Source organism: Citrobacter sp. wls718, from assembly GCF_005280945.1.
Taxonomy (GTDB): domain Bacteria; phylum Pseudomonadota; class Gammaproteobacteria; order Enterobacterales; family Enterobacteriaceae; genus Citrobacter; species Citrobacter gillenii.
This window is the reverse complement of record NZ_SZWV01000036.1, coordinates 19,186-40,244: the sequence shown is the minus strand read 5'-3', so window position 1 is coordinate 40,244 and position 21,059 is coordinate 19,186. Positions and strand designations below refer to the sequence as shown.

General features: G+C 51.3%; 19 protein-coding genes and 6 tRNA genes. 10 read left to right on the top strand and 15 right to left on the bottom strand.

The window, feature by feature from the left end; all coding sequences use genetic code 11:
- Positions 1 to 45 precede the first annotated feature (45 nt).
- The gene (locus FDW95_RS06640; RefSeq protein WP_096756263.1) at positions 46 to 930 is read left to right on the top strand and encodes a LysR family transcriptional regulator; all 885 of its coding nucleotides are present in this window, start codon (positions 46 to 48) and stop codon (positions 928 to 930) included.
- A gap of 146 nt (positions 931 to 1,076) precedes the next feature.
- On the opposite strand, the gene FDW95_RS06635 is transcribed toward FDW95_RS06640, so the two are convergent.
- The 4 genes from FDW95_RS06635 to FDW95_RS06620 form a co-directional block, all read right to left on the bottom strand.
- Positions 1,077 to 1,152: transfer RNA gene (locus FDW95_RS06635), tRNA-Lys, on the bottom strand.
- A gap of 3 nt (positions 1,153 to 1,155) precedes the next feature.
- Positions 1,156 to 1,231 (bottom strand) — tRNA-Val (locus tag FDW95_RS06630).
- A 46-nt stretch (positions 1,232 to 1,277) separates the two neighbouring features.
- Positions 1,278 to 1,353 (bottom strand) — tRNA-Val (locus FDW95_RS06625).
- Between the two features lie 46 nt (positions 1,354 to 1,399).
- Positions 1,400 to 1,475 (bottom strand) — tRNA-Val (locus tag FDW95_RS06620).
- A gap of 258 nt (positions 1,476 to 1,733) precedes the next feature.
- Between FDW95_RS06620 and gltX the strand changes: the two genes are divergently transcribed.
- Complete coding sequence (gene gltX, locus FDW95_RS06615; protein WP_115257841.1) at positions 1,734 to 3,149, top strand: glutamate--tRNA ligase; 1,416 nt, start codon at positions 1,734 to 1,736, stop codon at positions 3,147 to 3,149.
- Positions 3,150 to 3,205: 56 nt separating this feature from the next.
- Here gltX and FDW95_RS06610 read toward each other — a convergent pair whose 3' ends face one another.
- Together FDW95_RS06610 and FDW95_RS06605 are read right to left on the bottom strand one after the other, a co-directional pair.
- Positions 3,206 to 3,598 (bottom strand): YfeC-like transcriptional regulator, encoded by a 393-nt coding sequence (locus tag FDW95_RS06610; RefSeq protein ID WP_096756265.1) that lies wholly within the window; start codon positions 3,596 to 3,598, stop codon positions 3,206 to 3,208.
- A gap of 1 nt (position 3,599) precedes the next feature.
- A complete protein-coding gene (locus FDW95_RS06605) occupies positions 3,600 to 3,962 on the bottom strand; it encodes a YfeC-like transcriptional regulator (protein ID WP_137363452.1) in 363 nt (120 codons plus the stop codon).
- 221 nt (positions 3,963 to 4,183) lie between these two features.
- Here FDW95_RS06605 and FDW95_RS06600 point away from each other — a divergent pair.
- Both FDW95_RS06600 and FDW95_RS06595 read left to right on the top strand, forming a co-directional pair.
- Positions 4,184 to 4,259: transfer RNA gene (locus FDW95_RS06600), tRNA-Ala, on the top strand.
- Between the two features lie 38 nt (positions 4,260 to 4,297).
- A tRNA-Ala gene (locus FDW95_RS06595) sits at positions 4,298 to 4,373 on the top strand.
- 149 nt (positions 4,374 to 4,522) lie between these two features.
- On the opposite strand, the gene nupC is transcribed toward FDW95_RS06595, so the two are convergent.
- Complete coding sequence (gene nupC / locus FDW95_RS06590; protein WP_115257842.1) at positions 4,523 to 5,725, bottom strand: nucleoside permease NupC; 1,203 nt, start codon at positions 5,723 to 5,725, stop codon at positions 4,523 to 4,525.
- Between the two features lie 344 nt (positions 5,726 to 6,069).
- On the opposite strand from nupC, the gene FDW95_RS06585 reads away from it, so the two are divergent.
- On the top strand, positions 6,070 to 7,308 hold the full coding sequence (locus tag FDW95_RS06585) for an Nramp family divalent metal transporter (protein WP_115257843.1): 1,239 nt from the start codon (positions 6,070 to 6,072) through the stop codon (positions 7,306 to 7,308).
- A 31-nt stretch (positions 7,309 to 7,339) separates the two neighbouring features.
- Here FDW95_RS06585 and ypeC read toward each other — a convergent pair whose 3' ends face one another.
- Together ypeC and mgrA are read right to left on the bottom strand one after the other, a co-directional pair.
- Entirely contained in the window at positions 7,340 to 7,678 is a 339-nt protein-coding gene (ypeC, locus tag FDW95_RS06580) for a DUF2502 domain-containing protein YpeC (protein WP_137363451.1), read from the bottom strand.
- Between the two features lie 128 nt (positions 7,679 to 7,806).
- On the bottom strand, positions 7,807 to 8,805 hold the full coding sequence (mgrA, locus tag FDW95_RS06575) for an L-glyceraldehyde 3-phosphate reductase (protein WP_115257844.1): 999 nt from the start codon (positions 8,803 to 8,805) through the stop codon (positions 7,807 to 7,809).
- 189 nt (positions 8,806 to 8,994) lie between these two features.
- Between mgrA and FDW95_RS06570 the strand changes: the two genes are divergently transcribed.
- A complete protein-coding gene (locus tag FDW95_RS06570; RefSeq protein ID WP_115257845.1) occupies positions 8,995 to 10,647 on the top strand; it encodes a thiamine pyrophosphate-binding protein in 1,653 nt (550 codons plus the stop codon).
- Here the strand turns inward: FDW95_RS06570 and FDW95_RS06565 are convergent, their stop codons facing one another.
- On the bottom strand, positions 10,648 to 11,883 hold the full coding sequence (locus FDW95_RS06565; protein ID WP_115257846.1) for an ion channel protein: 1,236 nt from the start codon (positions 11,881 to 11,883) through the stop codon (positions 10,648 to 10,650).
- Between the two features lie 204 nt (positions 11,884 to 12,087).
- Between FDW95_RS06565 and glk the strand changes: the two genes are divergently transcribed.
- Positions 12,088 to 13,053 carry a glucokinase gene (gene glk / locus FDW95_RS06560; RefSeq protein WP_137363450.1) on the top strand — a complete coding sequence of 322 codons (966 nt, stop codon included), beginning with the start codon at positions 12,088 to 12,090 and terminating at the stop codon, positions 13,051 to 13,053.
- Positions 13,054 to 13,131: 78 nt separating this feature from the next.
- On the opposite strand, the gene FDW95_RS06555 is transcribed toward glk, so the two are convergent.
- The 3 genes from FDW95_RS06555 to FDW95_RS06545 are packed head-to-tail and all read right to left on the bottom strand — an operon-like array spanning position 13,132 to position 16,632.
- Positions 13,132 to 14,151 (bottom strand): hypothetical protein, encoded by a 1,020-nt coding sequence (locus FDW95_RS06555; protein ID WP_115257848.1) that lies wholly within the window; start codon positions 14,149 to 14,151, stop codon positions 13,132 to 13,134.
- A gap of 34 nt (positions 14,152 to 14,185) precedes the next feature.
- A complete protein-coding gene (ypdB, locus tag FDW95_RS06550) occupies positions 14,186 to 14,920 on the bottom strand; it encodes a two-component system response regulator YpdB (protein WP_115257849.1) in 735 nt (244 codons plus the stop codon).
- A 14-nt stretch (positions 14,921 to 14,934) separates the two neighbouring features.
- Entirely contained in the window at positions 14,935 to 16,632 is a 1,698-nt protein-coding gene (locus tag FDW95_RS06545; RefSeq protein WP_115259914.1) for a sensor histidine kinase, read from the bottom strand.
- 387 nt (positions 16,633 to 17,019) lie between these two features.
- Between FDW95_RS06545 and alaC the strand changes: the two genes are divergently transcribed.
- The gene (gene alaC / locus FDW95_RS06540) at positions 17,020 to 18,258 is read left to right on the top strand and encodes an alanine transaminase (RefSeq protein WP_115257850.1); all 1,239 of its coding nucleotides are present in this window, start codon (positions 17,020 to 17,022) and stop codon (positions 18,256 to 18,258) included.
- A gap of 67 nt (positions 18,259 to 18,325) precedes the next feature.
- Here the strand turns inward: alaC and ypdK are convergent, their stop codons facing one another.
- Positions 18,326 to 18,397, bottom strand: a complete 72-nt coding sequence (gene ypdK, locus FDW95_RS06535; RefSeq protein WP_010723117.1) for a membrane protein YpdK — start codon at positions 18,395 to 18,397, stop codon at positions 18,326 to 18,328.
- Between the two features lie 342 nt (positions 18,398 to 18,739).
- Here ypdK and FDW95_RS06530 point away from each other — a divergent pair, with 342 nt between their 5' ends.
- Positions 18,740 to 19,354, top strand: coding sequence for a lysozyme inhibitor LprI family protein (locus tag FDW95_RS06530; RefSeq protein ID WP_115257851.1), 615 nt, complete (start codon positions 18,740 to 18,742; stop codon positions 19,352 to 19,354).
- Positions 19,355 to 19,395: 41 nt separating this feature from the next.
- Here the strand turns inward: FDW95_RS06530 and lpxP are convergent, their stop codons facing one another.
- A complete protein-coding gene (gene lpxP, locus FDW95_RS06525; RefSeq protein WP_115257852.1) occupies positions 19,396 to 20,316 on the bottom strand; it encodes a kdo(2)-lipid IV(A) palmitoleoyltransferase in 921 nt (306 codons plus the stop codon).
- Positions 20,317 to 20,756: 440 nt separating this feature from the next.
- Between lpxP and FDW95_RS06520 the strand changes: the two genes are divergently transcribed.
- Positions 20,757 to 20,999, top strand: a complete 243-nt coding sequence (locus FDW95_RS06520) for a YfdY family protein (RefSeq protein WP_115257853.1) — start codon at positions 20,757 to 20,759, stop codon at positions 20,997 to 20,999.
- The last annotated feature ends 60 nt before the right edge of the window (positions 21,000 to 21,059 follow it).

Genomic DNA, 21,059 nt, shown 5'->3' with positions numbered 1-21,059 from the left:
GTGGTAACTTTGCGCATTATCCTTCTCCGCTGGAGCGCATTACTCATGGAACGCACGCATCGTATCGATCTGAAGTTACTGCGTTATTTTCTGGCAGTCGCAGAAGAACTGCATTTTGGACGTGCGGCTGCTCGCCTGAATATGTCACAACCCCCGCTAAGTATTCATATCAAAGAGCTGGAGCAGCAGCTCGGCACACTGTTGTTTATCCGGCATTCCCGTAGCGTGACGTTAACCCACGCCGGAAAAATCCTGATGGAAGAGTCACGCCGCCTGTTATCCAGCGCTAACCAGGCGCTGGCACGCGTGGAGCAGATTGGCCGCGGTGAGGCAGGGCGAGTCGAACTGGGCGTAATAGGCACGGCGATGTGGGGAAAAATGCGCCCGGTGATGCGGCGATTTTTGAAAGAGAACCCGAACGTTGAGGTTCTGTTTCGCGAAAACATGCCGGCAATGCAGATGACGCTGCTGGAGCGGCGTGAGCTGGATGCGGGGATTTGGCGGATGGCAACAGCACCCTCGCCCGGATTTACCAGCCTGCGCTTGCATGAGTCTTCATTTTTGGTGGCGATGCCGGAAGAACATCCGCTGAGCGCTCGTGACGCCGTGCCGCTGGAAGCGCTGCGTAATGAATATTTTGTCACGATGCCTTCCATTCATACTGACTGGGCATTTTTGCAGCGTGTGTGCCAGAGCGCCGGATTTTCACCAATGATTATTCGTGAGGTGAGGGAGCCACAAACGGTGCTGGCGATGATCAGTATGGGGATTGGTATTACGTTAATTGCAGATAGTTATGCGCAGATGAACTGGCCTGGCGTGGTATTCCGCCCGCTGGAAGAACGCATTCCTGCTGATTTATATATTGTGTATGACCAACAGCAGGCAACACCTGCGCTGGAGAAACTGGTTGGGGCATTGACGATGTGATGTGTGCCGGATGGCGACTGACGTCTTATCCGGCCTACAACGACGTAGACCGTAGGCCTGATAAGCGCAGCGCATCAGGCAGAGAATGGCTGAATTGTTAAATTCCGTGCATAGCAAAAAGGCGCCTTTAGGGCGCCTTTTTACATTGGTGGGGCGTGCAGGATTCGAACCTGCGACCAATTGATTAAAAGTCAACTGCTCTACCAACTGAGCTAACGCCCCGAGTGGTGGGTGATGACGGGATCGAACCGCCGACCCCCTCCTTGTAAGGGAGGTGCTCTCCCAGCTGAGCTAATCACCCACTTCGGTACTTCATATTTTGACAGAAAATCCAGCTGGCGAGAGAGTGGTGGGTGATGACGGGATCGAACCGCCGACCCCCTCCTTGTAAGGGAGGTGCTCTCCCAGCTGAGCTAATCACCCACTTCTCAATTTTCTGTTCTACACGGCGGAGACTACATAAAGTAGTTGGTGGGTGATGACGGGTTCGAACCGCCGACCCCCTCCTTGTAAGGGAGGTGCTCTCCCAGCTGAGCTAATCACCCCCGCTGTGTGGAGTCGCATTATAGGGAGAGTTGAAAATGAGTCAACGCATTTTCTAAAGAAATTGTTCGTTCGTCGTAAATTTAAACAAAACGATCGCAAAACAGTCCATGCGGCATGATTTGTATACGAAAATGGCAAAGCGTGATGTTCCAACCTGAACAACATTGAGGAATCAGACCACGGTGATAGAATACGGGCCTGATAATCTTCCCAGGATTTGCCGGTTGTCGGCATCTTTATAAACGTAAGGCCATTTCATGAAAATCAAAACTCGCTTCGCGCCTAGCCCGACAGGTTATCTGCACGTCGGCGGTGCGCGTACTGCTCTTTATTCCTGGCTTTTTGCACGTAACCATAGCGGTGAGTTTGTGCTGCGTATTGAAGACACCGATCTCGAACGCTCCACGCCGGAAGCTATCGAAGCCATTATGGATGGCATGAACTGGCTGAATCTGGAGTGGGATGAAGGTCCGTACTTCCAGACCAAACGTTTTGATCGCTACAACGCCGTTATTGATGAGATGCTGGAAGCGGGTACAGCGTATAAATGCTATTGCTCCAAAGAGCGTCTGGAACAGCTGCGTGAAGATCAGATGGCGAAAGGTGAGAAGCCACGTTATGACGGTCGCTGCCGCCACGGCCACGAACATCACGCCGATGACGAACCTTGCGTGGTGCGTTTTGCCAACCCGCAGGACGGTTCCGTTATTTTTGACGACCAGATCCGTGGACCGATCGAATTCAGCAACCAGGAACTCGACGATCTGATCATCCGCCGTACCGACGGTTCTCCAACCTATAACTTCTGTGTGGTTGTTGATGACTGGGATATGGAAATTACCCACGTTATTCGTGGTGAAGACCATATCAACAACACCCCGCGTCAGATCAACATCCTGAAGGCGCTGAACGCGCCGGTGCCGGTTTACGCGCACGTGTCGATGATCAACGGCGACGACGGTAAAAAACTGTCCAAACGCCACGGTGCGGTCAGCGTGATGCAGTATCGCGACGATGGTTACCTGCCGGAAGCGCTGCTGAACTATCTGGTGCGTCTGGGCTGGTCCAGCGGCGATCAGGAAATCTTCACCCGCGAAGAGATGATCAAGCTGTTCTCTCTTGGTGCGGTAAGCAAATCGGCGAGCGCATTCAATACCGAAAAACTGCAGTGGCTGAACCATCACTACATTAACACTCTGGCACCTGAATATGTGGCAACGCATCTGCAGTGGCACATTGAGCAGGAAAATATCGATACCCGCGTGGGTCCGCAATTGTCCGAGCTGGTAAAACTGCTGGGCGAGCGCTGCAAAACCCTGAAAGAGATGGCGCAGAGCTGCCGCTACTTCTATGAAGACTTTGCTGAGTTCGATGCGGATGCTGCGAAGAAACACCTGCGCCCGGTTGCGCGTCAGCCGCTGGAAGTGGTGCGTGATAAAATTGCTGCCATCACCGAATGGACCGCTGAAAACGTACATCACGCCATTCAGTCTACCGCTGATGAGCTGGAAGTGGGGATGGGTAAAGTCGGTATGCCGCTGCGCGTTGCGGTTACCGGTGCAGGCCAGTCTCCAGGATTAGACGTTACGGTGCATGCGATTGGTAAATCCCGCAGCGTTGAACGTATTAACAAAGCGCTGGCGTTTATTGCTGAGCGTGAAAAGCAGCAGTAAGACAGTCAGAGAGACAACAAAACGGCAGGCGCAGATCCTGCCGTTTTTTTTGGCATTTATTCGGATTCATCAATGCCCAGACGGGTGAGAAAACTACGGATACCTTCGCGCGAAAGAAACAGCGCCAGTTTTTCTTGTTCCGCTGGTGACATGTTATCCAACGCGCTGATTATTTGGCGACAGGCGTGGCTACGGACAACGTGCGTGTATTCTGCAACGGGTTCTTCAGCCTGATAAAATTCCGGGATTTTGCGAAAAGCTGGGATATTGAGAATAAATTCCCGCACGCCGGCATCAATATGAATAAGCCTTGCGCGACCGCCCTTCACACCGGGAAACTTTTCGGTTTTCCAGTTTTGTTCTCTGATCCAACGATTGACCGTTTGTTTCGCGACTCCGAGACATTCAGCCAGCTCTTCGGTGGTCATTTTGCTGCGTAATTTTTTCATATTATTTGTTATCGCGGATCCCTAAGCGTTGTAACAAACCGGTAATGCCTTCACGCAGGATCAATGACGTAAACATTTTCTGTTCTGCTGGCGTCATTTCTTTCGCGAGGGTGATCAGCAGTGTTTCAATAGAAGAGTCGCCAGCTAAAGATAAGTTGTCTGATAAACCTTCAGCTGAACGCTCTGCACTGCGAATGTATTCGCGAACTTGTTCGTTGACGTGAACCAGACGAGCTTTTCCGCCCTGAACGCCCGGTTTTGGTGACGTAGCCCAGCCTTCCTTGCGCACCCATTTATTAATGGTCTGCCGGCTGTAACCGGTCAGATTAGCAAGTTCTTCTGGCGTCATCCGTTCCTTGAACATAACGATTCCCTGAGTAGTCGTGGGGTTAATTAGTGGTTCAGTTTATAGCACCATTTTACTAGAAACCGTGACGCGTTTAACTACTGAATGCGAGTTGTTGCGCAATGTTCTTCATTTGCCTGCTTTTTCAGCGATTGAATTCAGTGAGTTAATTTTGCCGTTGACACGCGCGAAGGGAATTCATATTATGCCGCCCGTCAACTCGACAAGCTTTACGTGACGGGGCTATAGCTCAGCTGGGAGAGCGCCTGCATGGCATGCAGGAGGTCAGCGGTTCGATCCCGCTTAGCTCCACCAAATTTAATCCCACTAAATTTGGTACGTAAAGGCATCGTGGGGCTATAGCTCAGCTGGGAGAGCGCTTGCATGGCATGCAAGAGGTCAGCGGTTCGATCCCGCTTAGCTCCACCAAAATTAAGACCCTCGCTGAAAAGCGGGGGTTTTTTGTTTCTACTTCCTGCACGATCCTCTGCTTCCTCTGTCAGATCACCAAATGACGGACATAAAAAAACCGGGGAGAATCTCCCCGGCCGAGTCACTACGATTGCGATGCTACTGTCTTACAGCACCAGTGCTGCGATGGATGCAGACAGTACGCTCACCAGCGTAGAGCCGTATACCAGCTTCAGACCAAAGCGGGATACCACGTTGCCTTGCTCTTCGTTCAGGCCTTTGATTGCGCCTGCAATGATACCGATGGAAGAGAAGTTAGCGAAGGAGACCAGGAACACAGACAGAATACCTTCCGCGCGTGGAGAGAGCGTAGACGCGATTTTCTGCAGGTCCATCATGGCCACGAATTCGTTGGAAACCAGTTTAGTCGCCATGATACTGCCCACCTGCAGCGCTTCGCTGGACGGCACACCCATCACCCACGCAACCGGGTAGAAGATGTAGCCCAGGATGCCCTGGAAGGAGATGCTGTAGCCAAACCAGCCGGTGACGGTGGCAAACAGGGCGTTCAGCGCGGCAATCAGCGCGATGAAACCGATCAGCATTGCTGCCACGATAATCGCGACCTTGAAGCCTGCCAGAATGTACTCACCCAGCATTTCGAAGAAGCTCTGTCCTTCATGCAGGTTAGACATCTGAATATTTTCTTCGCTGGCATCTACGCGGTAAGGGTTGATCAGCGACAGTACAATAAAGGTGCTGAACATGTTCAGAACCAATGCAGCAACAACGTATTTTGGTTCCAGCATGGTCATGTACGCGCCGACGATGGACATGGAAACGGTGGACATTGCCGTCGCAGCCATGGTGTACATGCGGTTGCGTGACATCTTGCCCAGAATATCTTTATAGGCAATAAAGTTTTCAGACTGACCCAGGATCAGCGAGCTGACGGCGTTGAAGGACTCCAGCTTGCCCATACCGTTGACTTTGGATAACAAAAATCCAATTGCGCGGATGATAATAGGCAGAACGCGGATATGCTGCAGAATACCGATCAGGGCGGAAATGAAGACGATTGGGCACAGTACTTTCAAGAAGAAGAATGCCAGGCCTTTATCGTTCATGCTGCCGAAGACAAAGTTTGTCCCTTCATTAGCAAAACCGAGCAGTTTTTCAAACATCTCGGAGAAGCCTTTCACGAAGCCCAGCCCGACATCAGAATTCAGGAAGAACCACGCCAGTAACACTTCGATAACAAGTAATTGAATAACATAACGAATGCGAATTTGTTTACGGTCACTGCTTACCAGCAGTGCGAGTACCGCAACCACGGCAAGGGCCAGGACAAAATGAAGAACGCGGTCCATATTTGCTCCAAACATGAGGCAGGTTTAATTTCCGTGCACATTCTATGCAACAACACCAAAGAAAACGAGATCAAACACACACTATAATAAGGACCTGTGACGAGATTCAAAATTAGTGATCGGTAATACACTTCCGTGATGTTTAGTATGGAAGTGAAAAGTTATGTCATTGTGCTAATCTCATAACATTAATTAAACATCTCATCTGCGTTTCCAGTTCCCTGATCTATTTATAGACCAACGCTATCAAAGAAATCATTTTTATCCATCAAAATGAATTTGATAATCATTCTCAACTGGCGTAGTTTGAAACATAGCAAAGGCTATGTTTTTGAGGCACGAAAATGACGAACGATCGCGTTGAGACAAGCAGTGGACGGGCAGCACGCAAGCTGAAACTTGCGTTAATGGGACCTGCATTCATCGCGGCTATCGGGTATATCGACCCCGGTAACTTTGCCACCAACATCCAGGCAGGGGCTAGCTTTGGCTATAAACTGCTGTGGGTCGTCGTCTGGGCCAACCTGATGGCAATGCTGATTCAGGTATTGTCGGCCAAGCTGGGGATTGCTACTGGAAAAAACCTCGCCGAGCAAATTCGCGATCACTACCCACGTCCGGTGGTGTGGTTTTACTGGGTGCAGGCTGAAATCATTGCCATGGCGACCGATCTTGCTGAATTTATCGGTGCCGCGATTGGCTTTAAGCTGATCCTCGGCGTTTCGCTGTTACAGGGGGCGGTGCTGACCGGTATCGCCACATTTTTAATCCTGATGCTGCAACGTCGCGGGCAAAAACCACTGGAAAAAGTAATTGGTGGATTACTGTTGTTTGTGGCCGCGGCATATATTGTCGAACTGATCTTCTCGCAGCCGAATCTGGCGCAGCTGAGTAAGAGCATGATCATTCCCAGCCTGCCGAACTCTGAGGCGGTCTTTCTGGCAGCCGGCGTACTCGGCGCGACCATTATGCCGCACGTCATTTATTTGCACTCCTCTTTAACTCAGCATCTGCATGGCGGGACACGGCAACAGCGCTACGCGGCAACTAAGTGGGATGTGGCTATCGCCATGACCATTGCCGGGTTTGTCAATCTGGCAATGATGGCTACTGCTGCCGCAGCCTTTCACTTCAGCGGTCATACCGGCATTACCGATCTCGATCAGGCTTATCTGACGCTGGAACCGTTGTTGAGTCATGCGGCGGCGACGGTATTTGGTCTCAGCCTGGTGGCGGCGGGGCTTTCTTCAACGGTTGTCGGCACGCTGGCCGGACAGGTTGTGATGCAGGGGTTTATCCGTTTTCATATCCCGCTGTGGGTTCGTCGTACGGTTACTATGATGCCGTCATTCATCGTCATTCTGATGGGACTGGATCCCACCCGTATTCTGGTCATGAGTCAGGTGTTGCTGAGTTTCGGTATCGCGCTGGCGCTGGTACCACTCCTGATATTCACCAGTAACGGTACGTTAATGGGGGATTTAGTTAACACCGTCTGGGTTAAATATGTTGGCTGGATGATTGTGGTACTGGTGGTGGCGCTAAATCTCTGGCTGCTGGTAGGGACGGCGCTCGGGTTGTAAGCAAAAAGAGCCCGCAGGCTCTTTTGTTACATTAATGATGGTGGCCATGACCACGTCCGTGGCCTTTGTCGCGACCGCGATGGTCATCGCGATCGTTCCAGCCTTCACGGTAACCGCGCTCGTAAGCTTTGCGCTTATCCCAGCCACGATGATTACCGTTATCATGACGCCACCAGCGATTTTTGCGCCATTCATAATTATTGTGCCAGTAACCCCGGTCGCGCCAGTGGCCGCCGTCCCAGTAGTTACCATAATTATCGCGATCGCCAATTTGCAATTTTATTGATGGCAGCAGGGTGATTTCACCAGCGTTTGCGGCCAGCGGCGTGAAAGCCAATAAGGCTGCAGCCAGAATCAGTGACCTGAACATTTTTTCTCTCCTTCACGATCGAGCCGTAGCCGGCCTGTTAATGCAATATTACGGGGCAGTAAAGCCCCGTTTAATCGCCTGAACTCTTAAATCATGAAAGAGAGCACTTTTTGTTAATAAATGTGTCTTTATTTCAAACAATTCAGGATGGCGTCAATCTCCGCGCATTCTTCTGCAGACAAATGACGGTTTGCCAGCATGCCAACAGCATCTTCAATTTGCGCTGTTTTACTGGCACCAATCAACACTGAGGTGACTTTGTCTTCTCGCAACACCCAGGCCAGGGCCATTTGGGAGAGCTTTTGTCCCCGACGCTCAGCCATTGTGTTCAGCTGGCGGACTTTTTCCAGTTTCTCTGGCGTTATCTGATCCGGGTTGAGAAAACGGCTACCGCTTGCCGCACGAGAATCCGCCGGGATCCCGTTCAGGTAACGGTCGGTTAACTGCCCGCCCGCCAGCGGAGAGAAAGCGATACTGCCCACGCCTTTTTCCTGCAACAGTGACAACAATCCCCCTTCAACCCAACGTTCAAACATGGAATATTTCGGCTGATGAATCAGGCACGGGGTACCTAAGTCGTCGAGGATCTCAATCGCCTGTCTGGCAAGGTCGGCGGGATAGTTAGACAGCCCGACATACAGCGCTTTTCCCTGGCGAACAATGTGATCCAGCGCCTTCATGGTTTCTGTGAGCGGCGTTTCGGGATCGGGACGATGGTGGTAGAAGATATCCACGTACTCCAGACCCATACGTTTCAGGCTCTGGTCGAGGCTGGCAATCAGGTATTTACGCGAACCCCAGTCGCCGTAGGGGCCATCCCACATGGTGTAGCCCGCCTTGGTGGAAATAATGAGTTCGTCCCGCCACGGTAAAAAATCTTCCTGCAAAATACGGCCAAAATTTCGCTCGGCAGAGCCCGGCGGTGGGCCGTAGTTATTGGCGAGATCAAAATGGGTGATCCCCAGATCGAACGCGCGCTGTAGCAGGCTTCGGCTGTTTTCTACCTGCGTGGTGTCGCCAAAATTGTGCCATAAGCCCAGAGAGATAACCGGTAGCTTGAGTCCGCTCTGACCGCAGCGGCGGTACTCCATTGTCTGATAGCGATTTTCATCCGCGTGATAAACCATGTAGACCCCTTCCTGATAGCAAGATGACGTATATGTTTTAGTGTATACGGTTACACGGTCGATTCTTCAATGGTATTTCACCGGCAAAACTGTAAATCCTGCTTTCCACCCCTCCACGTCGTGTTTTCTGGACAGTCATCACAGTTCTTCGATACTCAACATGAGGTTACCGTCAGAAGGATAGCTGTCATGCAAACCGCGTATTCCGTTGCTGATTACCTGCTGGACAGACTGGCAGGGTGTGGTGTTGGCCATCTTTTTGGTGTGCCGGGCGATTATAATTTGCAGTTTCTTGACCACGTGATTGACCACCCCGACGTGCGTTGGGTTGGCTGCGCAAACGAATTAAATGCGGCTTATGCGGCGGATGGCTATGCCCGGGTCGCCGGGGCAGGGGCGCTTCTCACCACCTTTGGCGTTGGGGAGTTAAGCGCCATTAATGGAATCGCAGGCAGTTACGCAGAATATGTACCCGTGCTGCAGATAGTGGGTGCGCCGTGCAGCGGCGCTCAGCGGCGTGGGGAGCTGATGCATCACACCCTGGGCGACGGCGATTTTCTGCATTTTTATCGCATGCATCAAGCGGTAACGGCGGCCAGCGCGGTGCTTGATGCCCAAAACGCCTGCTATGAAATTGACCGTGTGCTACGGGTCATGTTAACCGAACGTCGGCCAGGGTATCTGATGTTGCCTGCCGATGTCGCCAAACAGCCCGCCACGCCCCCACAGGACAGACTGATTATTCCTCTGAGTGAATCGGAAAGTAGCGTCGTTGCGGCGTTTCGCTATCAGGCCCGTGAGCGCTTGTTGGACAGCTCGCGCGTGGCGTTGCTGGCGGATTTTCTTGCGCAGCGCTTTGGTTTGCAACCTGTTTTGCAGCGCTGGATGGCAGAAACGCCAATGGCTCATGCCACACTGTTAATGGGTAAAGGGCTTTTTGATGAACGTCATGCTGCGTTTGTTGGCACCTACAGCGCGGGGGCCAGCAGTGAATATGTGCGCCGGGCGATAGAAGATGCCGACACCGTTATTTGCGTGGGTACCTGTTTTGTCGACACGCTAACCGCCGGTTTTACGCAATGCTTGCCGCAGGAGCGCACGATTGAGGTTCAACCGCATGCTTCACGTGTGGGAAGCCAGTGGTTTAACATCCCGATGGAGCAGGCGGTTACCACGCTACGGGAGCTGTGCCTGGAGCTGTCGTTTTCTCTGCCGCCAGAACGCCCGCCTGTCGGGCGACGTCAGGTTGAAAAGGGGCCGCTGACACAGGAAAATTTCTGGTACACGGTGCAGCAATACCTGGCAGCTGACGACATCATCCTCGTCGATCAGGGGACCGCGGCATTTGGTGCCGCTACGCTTTCGTTACCTTCCGGGGCGGAAGTACTGGTACAGCCGCTGTGGGGATCGATTGGTTATTCCTTACCCGCCGCACTGGGAGCGCAAACGGCATACCCGGATCGGCGGGTGATCCTGATTATTGGCGATGGCGCTGCCCAGCTTACCATTCAGGAATTGGGTACGATGCTCAGAGACGGACAAACGCCGGTTATTTTGCTGCTCAATAATGACGGCTATACCGTGGAGCGGGCTATTCACGGGGCAAACCAGCGTTATAACGACATTGCCGGATGGAACTGGACGCAGGTTCCACAGGCGCTGAGCCGCGAGTGTCAGGCGGAGTGCTGGCGCGTGACGCAGGCTGTACAGCTGGAGGAAGTTCTGGCCCGGCTGGCGCGCCCGCAGCGGCTTTCGTTAATTGAAGTGATGTTGCCAAAAGCCGATCTGCCTGAGCTTCTGCGCACGGTGACCCGTGCGCTGGAAGCCCGTAACGGGGGATAGTTATTGATCGGGGCGGTTGGCGATCATCATCGGTTTACCTGCCAACAGCAGCCAGGCGGGAAGCATGACGATGCACAGCAGCGGCAGCAGGGTGGCATCGGGGACCACCACTGCCGCCATAAACAGGCTTAGCCAGGCGTCGCGGGTGACAACCAGCACCAGCCCCAGAATGGCGCAGGAGACGGTGATTGCTGCCGGAACCGCTTCGACATGGGCATGCAGCATCAATCCCAGTGCCACGCCAACGAATACCGCCGGGAAAATACGTCCTCCACGAAAACCACTGGCGGCAGCAACCACTAACGCCGCCAGTTTGATCACCGCGAGCATGAAATAGTCTGATGCCCCCAGCGTTTGGCTAAACGCCATTTGCTGCATCTCATCCAGCCCTTTAAACAGGGTAAGTGGTCCCCCAATAATGCCCAGAATCCCAAGCAGAAAGCCGCCAACGCCGAGAATCAGTACCGGGTGTTTCAGGCGATGAATCAACTGATGTAAACGGGGTAAACACCACACCGCCACCATGCCTGCCGCAATGGCAATGGCGGCAACCACCGCGCCGCTAAAAATATCGGTCAGCTGTAGCTGAGTATATTGGGCGATGGGCAATGAAAAATGCGGATGAAAGAACAGGTCAGTGGTCAGTGCACCGGCAGCAGCAGCCAGCAGTGGTGCAAACAGGCGATCCCATAACGGCACATCGTTGGAGCCATTCAGCGTTTGTGAAAATATCAGTGCCGCGGCGACAGGCGTACCAAATAGCGCTCCGATGGTGCCCGCAGAGGCGAGAATGGTCCAGTCCAGCTTATTAATTCGAGGGAACAGACGCACGCCAATCGCCGCCGCCAGCGCGATATTCACGGTCATTATTGGGTGTTCAGGCCCCAAACTGACGCCGCCGGCCAGGCCGAGGATCAGCGCAGCCAGCAGGCCCGGCAGTGCTGACGTGGGGACCGGCATTCCGATTAGCGGTTCACAGGCTGGGTCCGGTCCCGCATGCCCGTGGCTGTAGCGGATGACGAGTCCGACCAGTATCCCGGTCAACGTGAGCATACCGATTATCCACAGCGAAGAGTCATGAGCAATGCCGATGCTGGCGGGCAGGCGCTCCCATAAAAATTGCTGTAAAACGGCGGCCACTTTCATGACGATGATCAGCACCAGGCTTGAGGCAACGCCAATGATTAGTGCGGGAGTGGATAACAACAGCATCGTTCTGGCTCGCGGATGGAGCATTTTCTATTCCCTCAAATAGAGTCATAAGCATAGTTTGCACAGCCTGCCTGCTGACATCGCTGCAAATGGTGCTGAAACGATAAAGTAATTCTGTGATCTGGGTCGATATTTTATCGGCATCAGCCTTCAGGCCGTTGTTGTTATGCCCCCATGAATTTACAGTGTGGCAAAGATTTATTCTGACTTTAGCGGAGCAGTAGAAGAATGACAAAATATGCTTTAGTAGGTGATGTTGGCGGCACCAACGCGCGTCTTGCTCTGTGCGACATTGCCAGCGGTGAAATTTCGCAGGCTAAGACCTATTCAGGACTGGATTACCCCAGCCTTGAGGCCGTGGTTCGCGTGTACCTGGATGAGCATAGCGTCAGCGTCGAAGACGGGTGTATTGCGATTGCCTGTCCGATTACCGGCGACTGGGTGGCAATGACCAACCATACCTGGGTGTTTTCTATTGCTGAAATGAGAAAGAATCTCGGTTTTAGCCATCTGGAAATCATCAATGATTTCACCGCCGTGTCGATGGCGATCCCGATGCTGAAAAAAGAGCATTTGATCCAATTTGGTGGCACGGAGCCGGTAGAAGGTAAACCGATTGCCGTGTACGGTGCGGGAACCGGTTTAGGCGTAGCGCATCTGGTGCACGTCGATAAGCGCTGGGTGAGCCTGCCGGGAGAGGGCGGTCACGTAGATTTTGCACCTAACAGCGAAGAAGAGGCGATTATTCTTGAAGTCCTGCGCGCTGAGATTGGCCATGTTTCTGCAGAACGCGTGCTGTCCGGTCCGGGGCTGGTGAACCTGTACCGCGCTATCGTCAAATCCGACGGACGTCTGCCGGAAAACCTGCAGCCGAAGGATATCACCGAACGTGCGCTGGCAGACTCGTGCACTGACTGTCGTCGGGCGCTGTCGCTGTTTTGCGTGATCATGGGACGCTTTGGTGGCGATCTGGCGTTAACGCTGGGGACCTTTGGCGGTGTTTATATTGCCGGCGGGATTGTGCCGCGCTTCCTTGAATTCTTTAAAGCATCGGGTTTCCGCGGTGGCTTTGAAGATAAAGGTCGTTTTAAAGCCTACGTACAGGATATTCCGGTGTATTTGATTGTGCATGATAACCCTGGTCTGCTGGGCTCCGGTGCGCACCTGCGCCAGACGCTGGGGCATATTCTGTAAGATCCCTGCCGGATGGTGTCTATTAACACCTATCCGGCACACTATAAATAATATGCCTGCCGCCGTCAGGGTAACGCATTATGTCCCGTGAGTTTTACTCGCAATCTCGTTCAGTACTATCGCTATCATCTGCTGTTCAAACATTTCGCTGTGCAGGTATCTTTTTTCTCTGTATTTTTTATCTGTCTCGAGATAAGGCTGATGCAAAACGCATTCAGGTGGCGTACACGAAATAAGAGTATTAATGACGTCGATTGGCTGAGGATATTCAAAAAAAAGCGCGCCGGGATGGTAGTTATGCTTAATTTGCCATTCTGCCAGGTCATCCAGAAAACAGTCAGCTTCTGGTTTTGACATTGTGCTGGCTTTTTCGCTGCCCCACACCACACTCGCCAGGTTGTATAACCCATGTGCGTATGGCCAGAACATTTTATGGAGCTTAGTAAGACCCGCGTCCCTCAACTTTGGTACGCTTTTACAATATAAATCGAGCTGCACGCCCGCTTCTGTCACATCCTCCTCGAGGAGCGCCATCAGATAACGGAGGATACACACATCGCTGGCTGCCTGCTTCGTCGCCAGTACCTTTTGCGCTCGTTTACTGGCTTCAGCCGCAAAATCAGTTCGTTTGTACCACAGCGCCATGACTAAATTAGCAATCGCTATAGTAACAGGGTGACCGTTGTCACTGAGACCCCATTTTTCAGGTAACAGCAGCGGTACGCGGGCAAACAGGCCGGCAGCAAGAATATCGAGGGTCGTCCAGATGTTTATACTGTGGTCGCATCCGGAATCTACGCCGAGTGTTGTATGTTTGATCATGGCTGACTGACGCAGCGCAGCGTGCAGTAATGCCATATCGTTGGCGAGGATGGCCGTTTTATATCCTAATAAATCAGGATTGTGATTAATGCGCAGCATAAAAAGCCATAGCCTTATCTGCTCTTGCAGTGACGCATCTTTATGGCATTGCGTCTGGGTATCCAGACATTCTGCTAAATAATCATCGGTATCCATCCATACCCGGGCATTTTGATCAGCTTCTTTCGCGTATTCACGCAGATATGCACGTTGATATTTTTCCGTCAGCTTTGCCATTAAATCTCAGCGCTCTTTCTTTGTGGGGTAAGTGTTATAAATGCATTAACTGCCTAAACTCTTTCACTTTACTTCGACTAACCGGGATTTCAAATTCCAGGTCTTTTAACCGCAGAATGTAGGTGTTATTGAACCACGGCTCGATTTCACGGATTTTATTCAGATTCACGCAGAACGAACGGTGACAGCGGAAGAAATGTGAAGCCGGCAGTTTGCTGCAAAATTCGCTGATGTTCATCGGCATGACGTACGATTCCCGTCGTGTGTAGACAAACGTCATCTTTTCATGTGCTTCAGCGTAGTAGATATCGTTGATCGGAGTCACGATGATTCGCTCATCTTTGATCAGATTGATAGTGTCATTCTCTCGCGTGACGGGGGTTATGTGTGGGGTTCCCGTTTGTTGCTGCTGCCAGGCTGCTTCCAGCTTTTGCAGCATTCCGACAATCCGTGACTCCTGGTACGGCTTCAGAATGTAGTCAAATGCTTCGAGTTCAAACGCCTCAACAGCGTGTTCTTTCCATGCAGTAATAAACACAATAAAGGGTTTATGCGCGAACTGGCTGATGTTTTGTGCCAGCAATACGCCGTCCAGCGAGGGAATATTAATATCGAGAAAAATGGCGTCGACGCGGTTGTGCTGCAGAAATTTCAGCACGTCCAGACCGTCGTCAAACGTGCCGACAATATCCATCTGGCTGTGTTCTTTTATCAGCCAGCTTAGTTCCTGTTGGGCCAGGAATTCATCTTCAACAATGATGACTTTCACTACTTCACTCCTGGTTAAAGCAATAAGGTCGCCGGTGCGGCAGCGGGGGAGTGCTGATTGGGCACATAAAACGCAATCTCGGTGCCAGGTTCCAGGCGGCGGATATGCAGCCCTTCGCCGTAGAGTAGCTTCACACGATGATGCACGTTCAACAGGCCGATTTTATTGCCCGGCATTTCGTTGGACTCGACCCGCTCAATGACTTTTGGATCGATACCGTGACCGGTATCCCTGACGGCGATGCGTACCCGGTTACCGCACTCTGCGACGCTGATAGTGACCACGCCTTTTCCTTTGCACGACTGGATACCGTGAACGATGGCGTTTTCTACCAGCGGCTGAATCAGCAGGCTGGGAATATAGCAGCTTACCTCTTCATCAATATCATAAATAACCGTTAGCTTATCGCCAAAGCGAGCCTGTTCAATGGCGATGTAGTCCTTAATTTGATACAGCTCTTTCTTAATATCGATCTGCTCATCGTCTTTCAATTCAATATTATAGCGAAGATAACGCGACAAATTAAAAATCAGCTGGCGGGCGGTATCTGGGTTAAGCCTGACCGATGACGAAATAGCGTTTAGCGCATTAAACAGAAAATGGGGATTGATTTTACTTTGCAGCGCACGTAGCTCTGCCTTATTTGCCATCTCCCGCAGTTGCTCTGCACGGGAAACCTCAAGCTGTGTAGAGATAATCTGCGACAAACCGATCGCCATTTCCTGTAACGAGGAGGTGATCTGATGGGCGTGACAGTAGTAGATTTTCAGCGTGCCGGTCACGACGCCTTTCTCCCAGAGCGGGATCACCAGCATGGAGTGTATTTCCGGCGTTCGATGCGCTTCATCATTGTTTTTTATTATTATTTTGCCGTGATTGATGGCTTCCTGCGTAGTGGGGCTGACGAAGTCATCGTTATTGCGATAGTTGAGTTCCCCGACGCCAACATAGGCCAGAACGTGCTGGGTATTGGTGATGGCAACCGCATCTGCGTGAATGTCATGGCGAATAATTTCGCATACCTGACGTAACGACTCGCTGTTGACATGGCGAAAGAGCGGCAGGGTTTTGTTGGCAATATCCAGTGCCAGTTTGGCCTGCTTGGCGGCGCTGGCCTCTTTCTCTCCTTCGACGCTTTGTACCAGCATCACAATAAAGCCAATACAGACGCTGCCGAGGATCATAGGGATACCGATTTTTGAGACAATATCCAGTCCCAGTTCGGTGGTGGGGGCCCAGGCGACCACCAGAATCATGGTCAACGTTTCGCACAGCATCCCACCTAAAATACCGGCACGCCAGTGCTGTGCTTTGGGGATTTTACGGTTGATCCAGCCGGCAATACAGCCCGCCAAAATACTGGTGATAAAGCACGGCAGGGCGGTGACGCCGCCAATGTCGATCAGATAGCGGTGGATACCTGCGATGATGCCGGTAATGATGCCAACCCACGGGCCGAACAGGATCCCCCCCGACATCACCGCAATAATACGCACGTTTACCAGAGAACCTTCGACCGGTACTCCGGACCAGGTACTGAACAGGGCAAACATAGAGAAAATGGCCGTTACGGCGAGCAGTTCCTTCGGGGAGTGGGCTGACTTGTGCAACAGTTCTCGAAACAAGCGGATACGAATCAGAAAAAACAGGCAGAACAGCATCAGCGCTGCCCGATCAAAGACCGCCAGCAGCATATTGAATATTTCGTGCACGGGTGACTCTTGCGAATAGATTAAACCTCTATGATAGGTAACCTGAGCAAGGATGACCAGCATCCCCATTGCGCCGGGCTAATGAGGAAAAACCATATAATTAAAAGGGGATTGTAAAGGAAAAGTGTGTTTCTCCGAATTTTCCAGGATTGATTGATTTTCAGAGTAAAATTTATGACTCCAATATGTTAATGAATGGTGATTTTTGCAGGCCGCGTAAAATGTTTATTTCCCTGTTTATTTTTATTGATCCTCTTTTAAAGCAGGAGAAAATATTTTGCGTTGCCTCTCGACAGAAGGAATTTATTCAGGCTATTTTCTAAACGTGCCACCATCGTGGCAGCGTCGCTCGGACGGTCCGGGCGCTAACGTGAATCTGAGGATACTATGGCTGACTCCCGCCCTGAACGTCGCTTTACGCGTATTGATCGTCTTCCCCCTTATGTTTTTAACATCACTGCTGAACTGAAGATGGCTGCGCGTCGGCGCGGCGAAGATATTATCGATTTCAGCATGGGGAACCCGGATGGGGCTACGCCTCCTCACATTGTAGAAAAACTGTGTACCGTGGCCCAGCGCCCGGATACCCACGGTTATTCAACCTCTCGCGGTATTCCGCGTCTGCGTCGGGCGATTTCCCGCTGGTATCAGGACCGCTATGATGTCGAGATCGACCCTGAATCCGAAGCCATTGTGACCATCGGATCTAAAGAGGGGCTGGCGCATCTGATGCTGGCTACGCTCGATCACGGTGACACGGTCCTCGTGCCTAACCCAAGTTATCCTATTCATATTTACGGTGCCGTAATTGCCGGGGCTCAGGTGCGTTCTGTACCGCTGGTGGAAGGGGTCGACTTCTTTAATGAGCTGGAGCGGGCGATCCGTGAAAGCTACCCGAAACCAAAGATGATGATCTTAGGTTTCCCATCCAATCCTACCGCGCAGTGCGTTGAGCTGGAATTCTTTGAGAAAGTGGTCGCGCTGGCTAAACGCTACGACGTGCTGGTGGTTCACGACCTCGCCTATGCCGATATCGTCTACGATGGCTGGAAAGCGCCGTCGATCATGCAGGTGCCTGGCGCCCGCGATGTGGCGGTTGAATTCTTTACGCTGTCGAAAAGCTATAACATGGCGGGATGGCGTATTGGTTTTATGGTGGGTAACAAAACGCTGGTTAATGCGCTGGCGCGGATTAAGAGCTACCACGATTACGGAACCTTTACACCGTTGCAGGTTGCGGCCATTGCCGCACTGGAAGGCGATCAGCAGTGCGTACGGGATATCGCAGAGCAGTATAAGCGTCGACGCGATGTGCTGGTCAAAGGGCTGCATGAAGCGGGCTGGATGGTAGAGATGCCGAAGGCATCGATGTATGTCTGGGCAAAAATTCCTGAGCAGTATGCTGCAATGGGCTCGCTTGAGTTTGCTAAAAAAATGCTGAATGACGCGAAGGTCTGTGTGTCACCGGGGGTGGGTTTTGGTGATTATGGCGATACCCACGTGCGCTTTGCGTTAATTGAGAACCGTGACCGTATTCGCCAGGCGATCCGAGGCATTAAAGCCATGTTCCGTGCAGATGGTTTACTGCCCTCCAGCACGAAATCAGCCTCTGAAAGCGCTGATTAACCAAACGGTTAACCCACAAAAGCAAACAGGAGCCTGAGGGCTCCTGTTTTTTGCTGCATCTTTTAATTTAGATCATCAGGGCAAATGTACCGGCCCAAACGATGACCATAAATGAAATGCCCATAAAGAAATATTTCACTTTTCATCACTCCGCGTATTAAAGCACGCCTAAATGAACATACACTTACCTGATAGAGAGCTGACGCCAGCGTCAACGAAAGGGAGAATACCCCGCGTTTGTTTCGCTGCATCATCTCAGAATTCTGAGCTGTAATGCTCCAGACGGCGCTAATGTACGCCTAAAAATGAAGCGAGACAAGAGGCATTTTTTTATTTAATTTTAATAACTTACATGTGTCGTGAATCGGCGACAGTTTGATTTCCTTCAGCAATGAATCGCCACTGAGCGACGCGCTGATTACTCAGAGAATTCTCATATCACCATACTCATAATGCGGCTAATTTTGCGCAAAAATTGATAATGAAAAGGTTAAAAATGACCAGATTAATGATGTTAGCACTCGTTCTTACCCCACTGACGTCGATGGCGGCAGCCCCGCAAGCGTTGAATTTCAGCTGTGCAAGTATTGGTGGTGTGAATAGTGATGGTAAAGGTAATGTCTGGATTGATGGAGAGAAAGCCACCGTTAAGACATTCAACGAAAATTACTGGGAAGCGAAAAGCGGTAAAAATACCGTTTCTATTTCCCGTAATGATGACGGTAGCCCGGCCGTTTCCTGGACTGGCCCTAATCGTAAGCACGGTATTTGCCAGCCTGACGATGAGAAGAGCTATGCACCAGCGAAAAAATCGGTGAATGCTGGCCCGTCTTTCTCCTGTGCCGCGGTCGACAAGGGAAGTATGGAGGACATTATTTGTCAGAGCCCGTCACTTTCCGCAATGGACTTGAAACTGAATGGCATCTACAAGCAGGCGTTGGTGAAATCAAACAATGATTCGACGCTGAAAGCCGAGCAGCGCGGTTGGATCAAAGGCCGCAACGAGTGCTGGAAAGAGCAGGATAAGCCTGCCTGTCTTTCCCGCGAATACAGTCAACGGATGACTGAACTACAGAGCAAATGGGGCATTAAGTAATTCAGCCGCAGAAAAAAAGAAAGGCCATCTGGCCTTTCTTTTTACGTATATAACGAGGCTTCACCCATCGGGCGGGTTTTGAAACGACGATGGATCCAGAGATACTGCTCGGGTGCACGCATAATCTCTTTTTCAATTATTTTGTTCATATAAGCCGCAGCCAGGCCCTCATCAGTAGGGTAACCTTCCATCTCCGGCGTGATAAACAGACGGTAGCCAGAATTGTCCGTTTTTCTCACCATGGTGACGGTCAACATCGCAGCACCTGATAAACGTGACAGTACGTAGGTACCATTGGTTGTCGCGACGTCCTTGACGGCGAAAAAGGGTGCAAACGAACTGCCTTTGCGACCGTAGTCCTGATCGGGAGCAAACCATACGGCTTCCCCTTTTTTCAGGGCGCTGACAATGCCACGCAGGTTATTTCTGCCGATCATGGCTTTGTTTGAGCGCATCCGACCACGGGTCTGGATCCACTCCATTAACTTATTGTTATGCGGGCGGTAGGTTGCCATCATGGGTTGGCAAAGCCCCATCACGCGGCCTCCCAACTCCAGAGACATAAAGTGTACGCCTACTACCATCACGCCGCGGTTTTGCGACTGTGCACGCTTCAGGTTGTCGAGACCTTCGACGTCAAACCATTTACGCACGCGACGGTCAGGCCAGAACCAGGCCATGCCGGTTTCAAGCAGCGCCATGCCAAGAGAACGAAAGTTTTCTTCGACCAGCCTGTCTCGTTCTGCCTGTGGCAGATTCGGGAAGCACAGTTCGAGGTTTTTACGGGCAATAGATTCACGACGTTTTAAAAACGGGCGAGCAAGCGTTCCGGTACGCGTACCCAAAAAGCACAATACGGGGTAGGGGAGTTGCACCAAGAGCCAGAGCACACCGACACCAAACCATGTGAGCCAGTAGCGCGGATGCAAAAACGCGCGTGAAAATTTACATTGGGGGAACATAAGCACCTGTTGTTGATACTAATAAGATGTATCGCGAAGATTCTTTGTCGACAGCGTTACACTCTGATACTGATCGTTAGGCCACCATGAAGGACAATGGTTCCTGTAAAGAGTGTAAAACTTAGTCAGGACAAAACCACGGGGGGGCATGAATGATCGGGCTTATACTTTACCACCTAGAGATTAATGTCAGCCAGAGATAAATCCTCAATAAGCGTAAATGTTTATGCGGGAGAGAAACTGAAATAGGGACAGGGGTATAACCTGTTGTTTTTTTTGCTGGTTAACTGTCCATCTGATGTCGAGGTTCGCCGCCATAGCCGTATTTATTGTAACAAAAATGTTGCCTGGATTGCCTGTGTATAGGAATTGTCTTAGACTATAAATTCAAGGAGTGTAAGGACTTACATGACGTTTTACGGCAGACAGGAGGTACCGCTATGCTCTATTTCTGGACCTTTCTCATATTGAGCATTCTGTGCGTTAGTTGCTATATCTGGCAGGTTTTGGGCGCGTTGGCATCAATCAGTTCTTTAATCGGCATGGCTATCCTGGCGGCATTAATTTACTTCACTACTCTGTGGCTGACTCATGGTGATGAAATGGTCACGGGAATATTTCTTTTTCTGGCTCCGACCTGTGGGCTGATCATCCGCTTTATGGTCGGTGACGGGAAGCATTAAATCGACGTGTCATTAATGATGATAACAAAATGAGTGTCACACGTTTTTTCATCCAGGATA

Coding starts and splice junctions, on each gene's coding strand:
- mgrA (WP_115257844.1), bottom strand. CDS start 8,805: ATGGTTTATCACGCGGATGAAAATCGCTATCAGACAATGGAGTACCGC.
- glk (WP_137363450.1), top strand. CDS start 12,088: ATGACAAAATATGCTTTAGTAGGTGATGTTGGCGGCACCAACGCGCGT.
- lpxP (WP_115257852.1), bottom strand. CDS start 20,316: ATGTTCCCCCAATGTAAATTTTCACGCGCGTTTTTGCATCCGCGCTAC.
- FDW95_RS06570 (WP_115257845.1), top strand. CDS start 8,995: ATGCAAACCGCGTATTCCGTTGCTGATTACCTGCTGGACAGACTGGCA.
- alaC (WP_115257850.1), top strand. CDS start 17,020: ATGGCTGACTCCCGCCCTGAACGTCGCTTTACGCGTATTGATCGTCTT.
- gltX (WP_115257841.1), top strand. CDS start 1,734: ATGAAAATCAAAACTCGCTTCGCGCCTAGCCCGACAGGTTATCTGCAC.
- FDW95_RS06530 (WP_115257851.1), top strand. CDS start 18,740: ATGAAAAGGTTAAAAATGACCAGATTAATGATGTTAGCACTCGTTCTT.
- FDW95_RS06585 (WP_115257843.1), top strand. CDS start 6,070: ATGACGAACGATCGCGTTGAGACAAGCAGTGGACGGGCAGCACGCAAG.
- FDW95_RS06610 (WP_096756265.1), bottom strand. CDS start 3,598: ATGAAAAAATTACGCAGCAAAATGACCACCGAAGAGCTGGCTGAATGT.
- FDW95_RS06640 (WP_096756263.1), top strand. CDS start 46: ATGGAACGCACGCATCGTATCGATCTGAAGTTACTGCGTTATTTTCTG.
- nupC (WP_115257842.1), bottom strand. CDS start 5,725: ATGGACCGCGTTCTTCATTTTGTCCTGGCCCTTGCCGTGGTTGCGGTA.
- FDW95_RS06605 (WP_137363452.1), bottom strand. CDS start 3,962: ATGTTCAAGGAACGGATGACGCCAGAAGAACTTGCTAATCTGACCGGT.
- FDW95_RS06565 (WP_115257846.1), bottom strand. CDS start 11,883: ATGCTCCATCCGCGAGCCAGAACGATGCTGTTGTTATCCACTCCCGCA.
- ypeC (WP_137363451.1), bottom strand. CDS start 7,678: ATGTTCAGGTCACTGATTCTGGCTGCAGCCTTATTGGCTTTCACGCCG.
- FDW95_RS06555 (WP_115257848.1), bottom strand. CDS start 14,151: ATGGCAAAGCTGACGGAAAAATATCAACGTGCATATCTGCGTGAATAC.
- FDW95_RS06520 (WP_115257853.1), top strand. CDS start 20,757: ATGCTCTATTTCTGGACCTTTCTCATATTGAGCATTCTGTGCGTTAGT.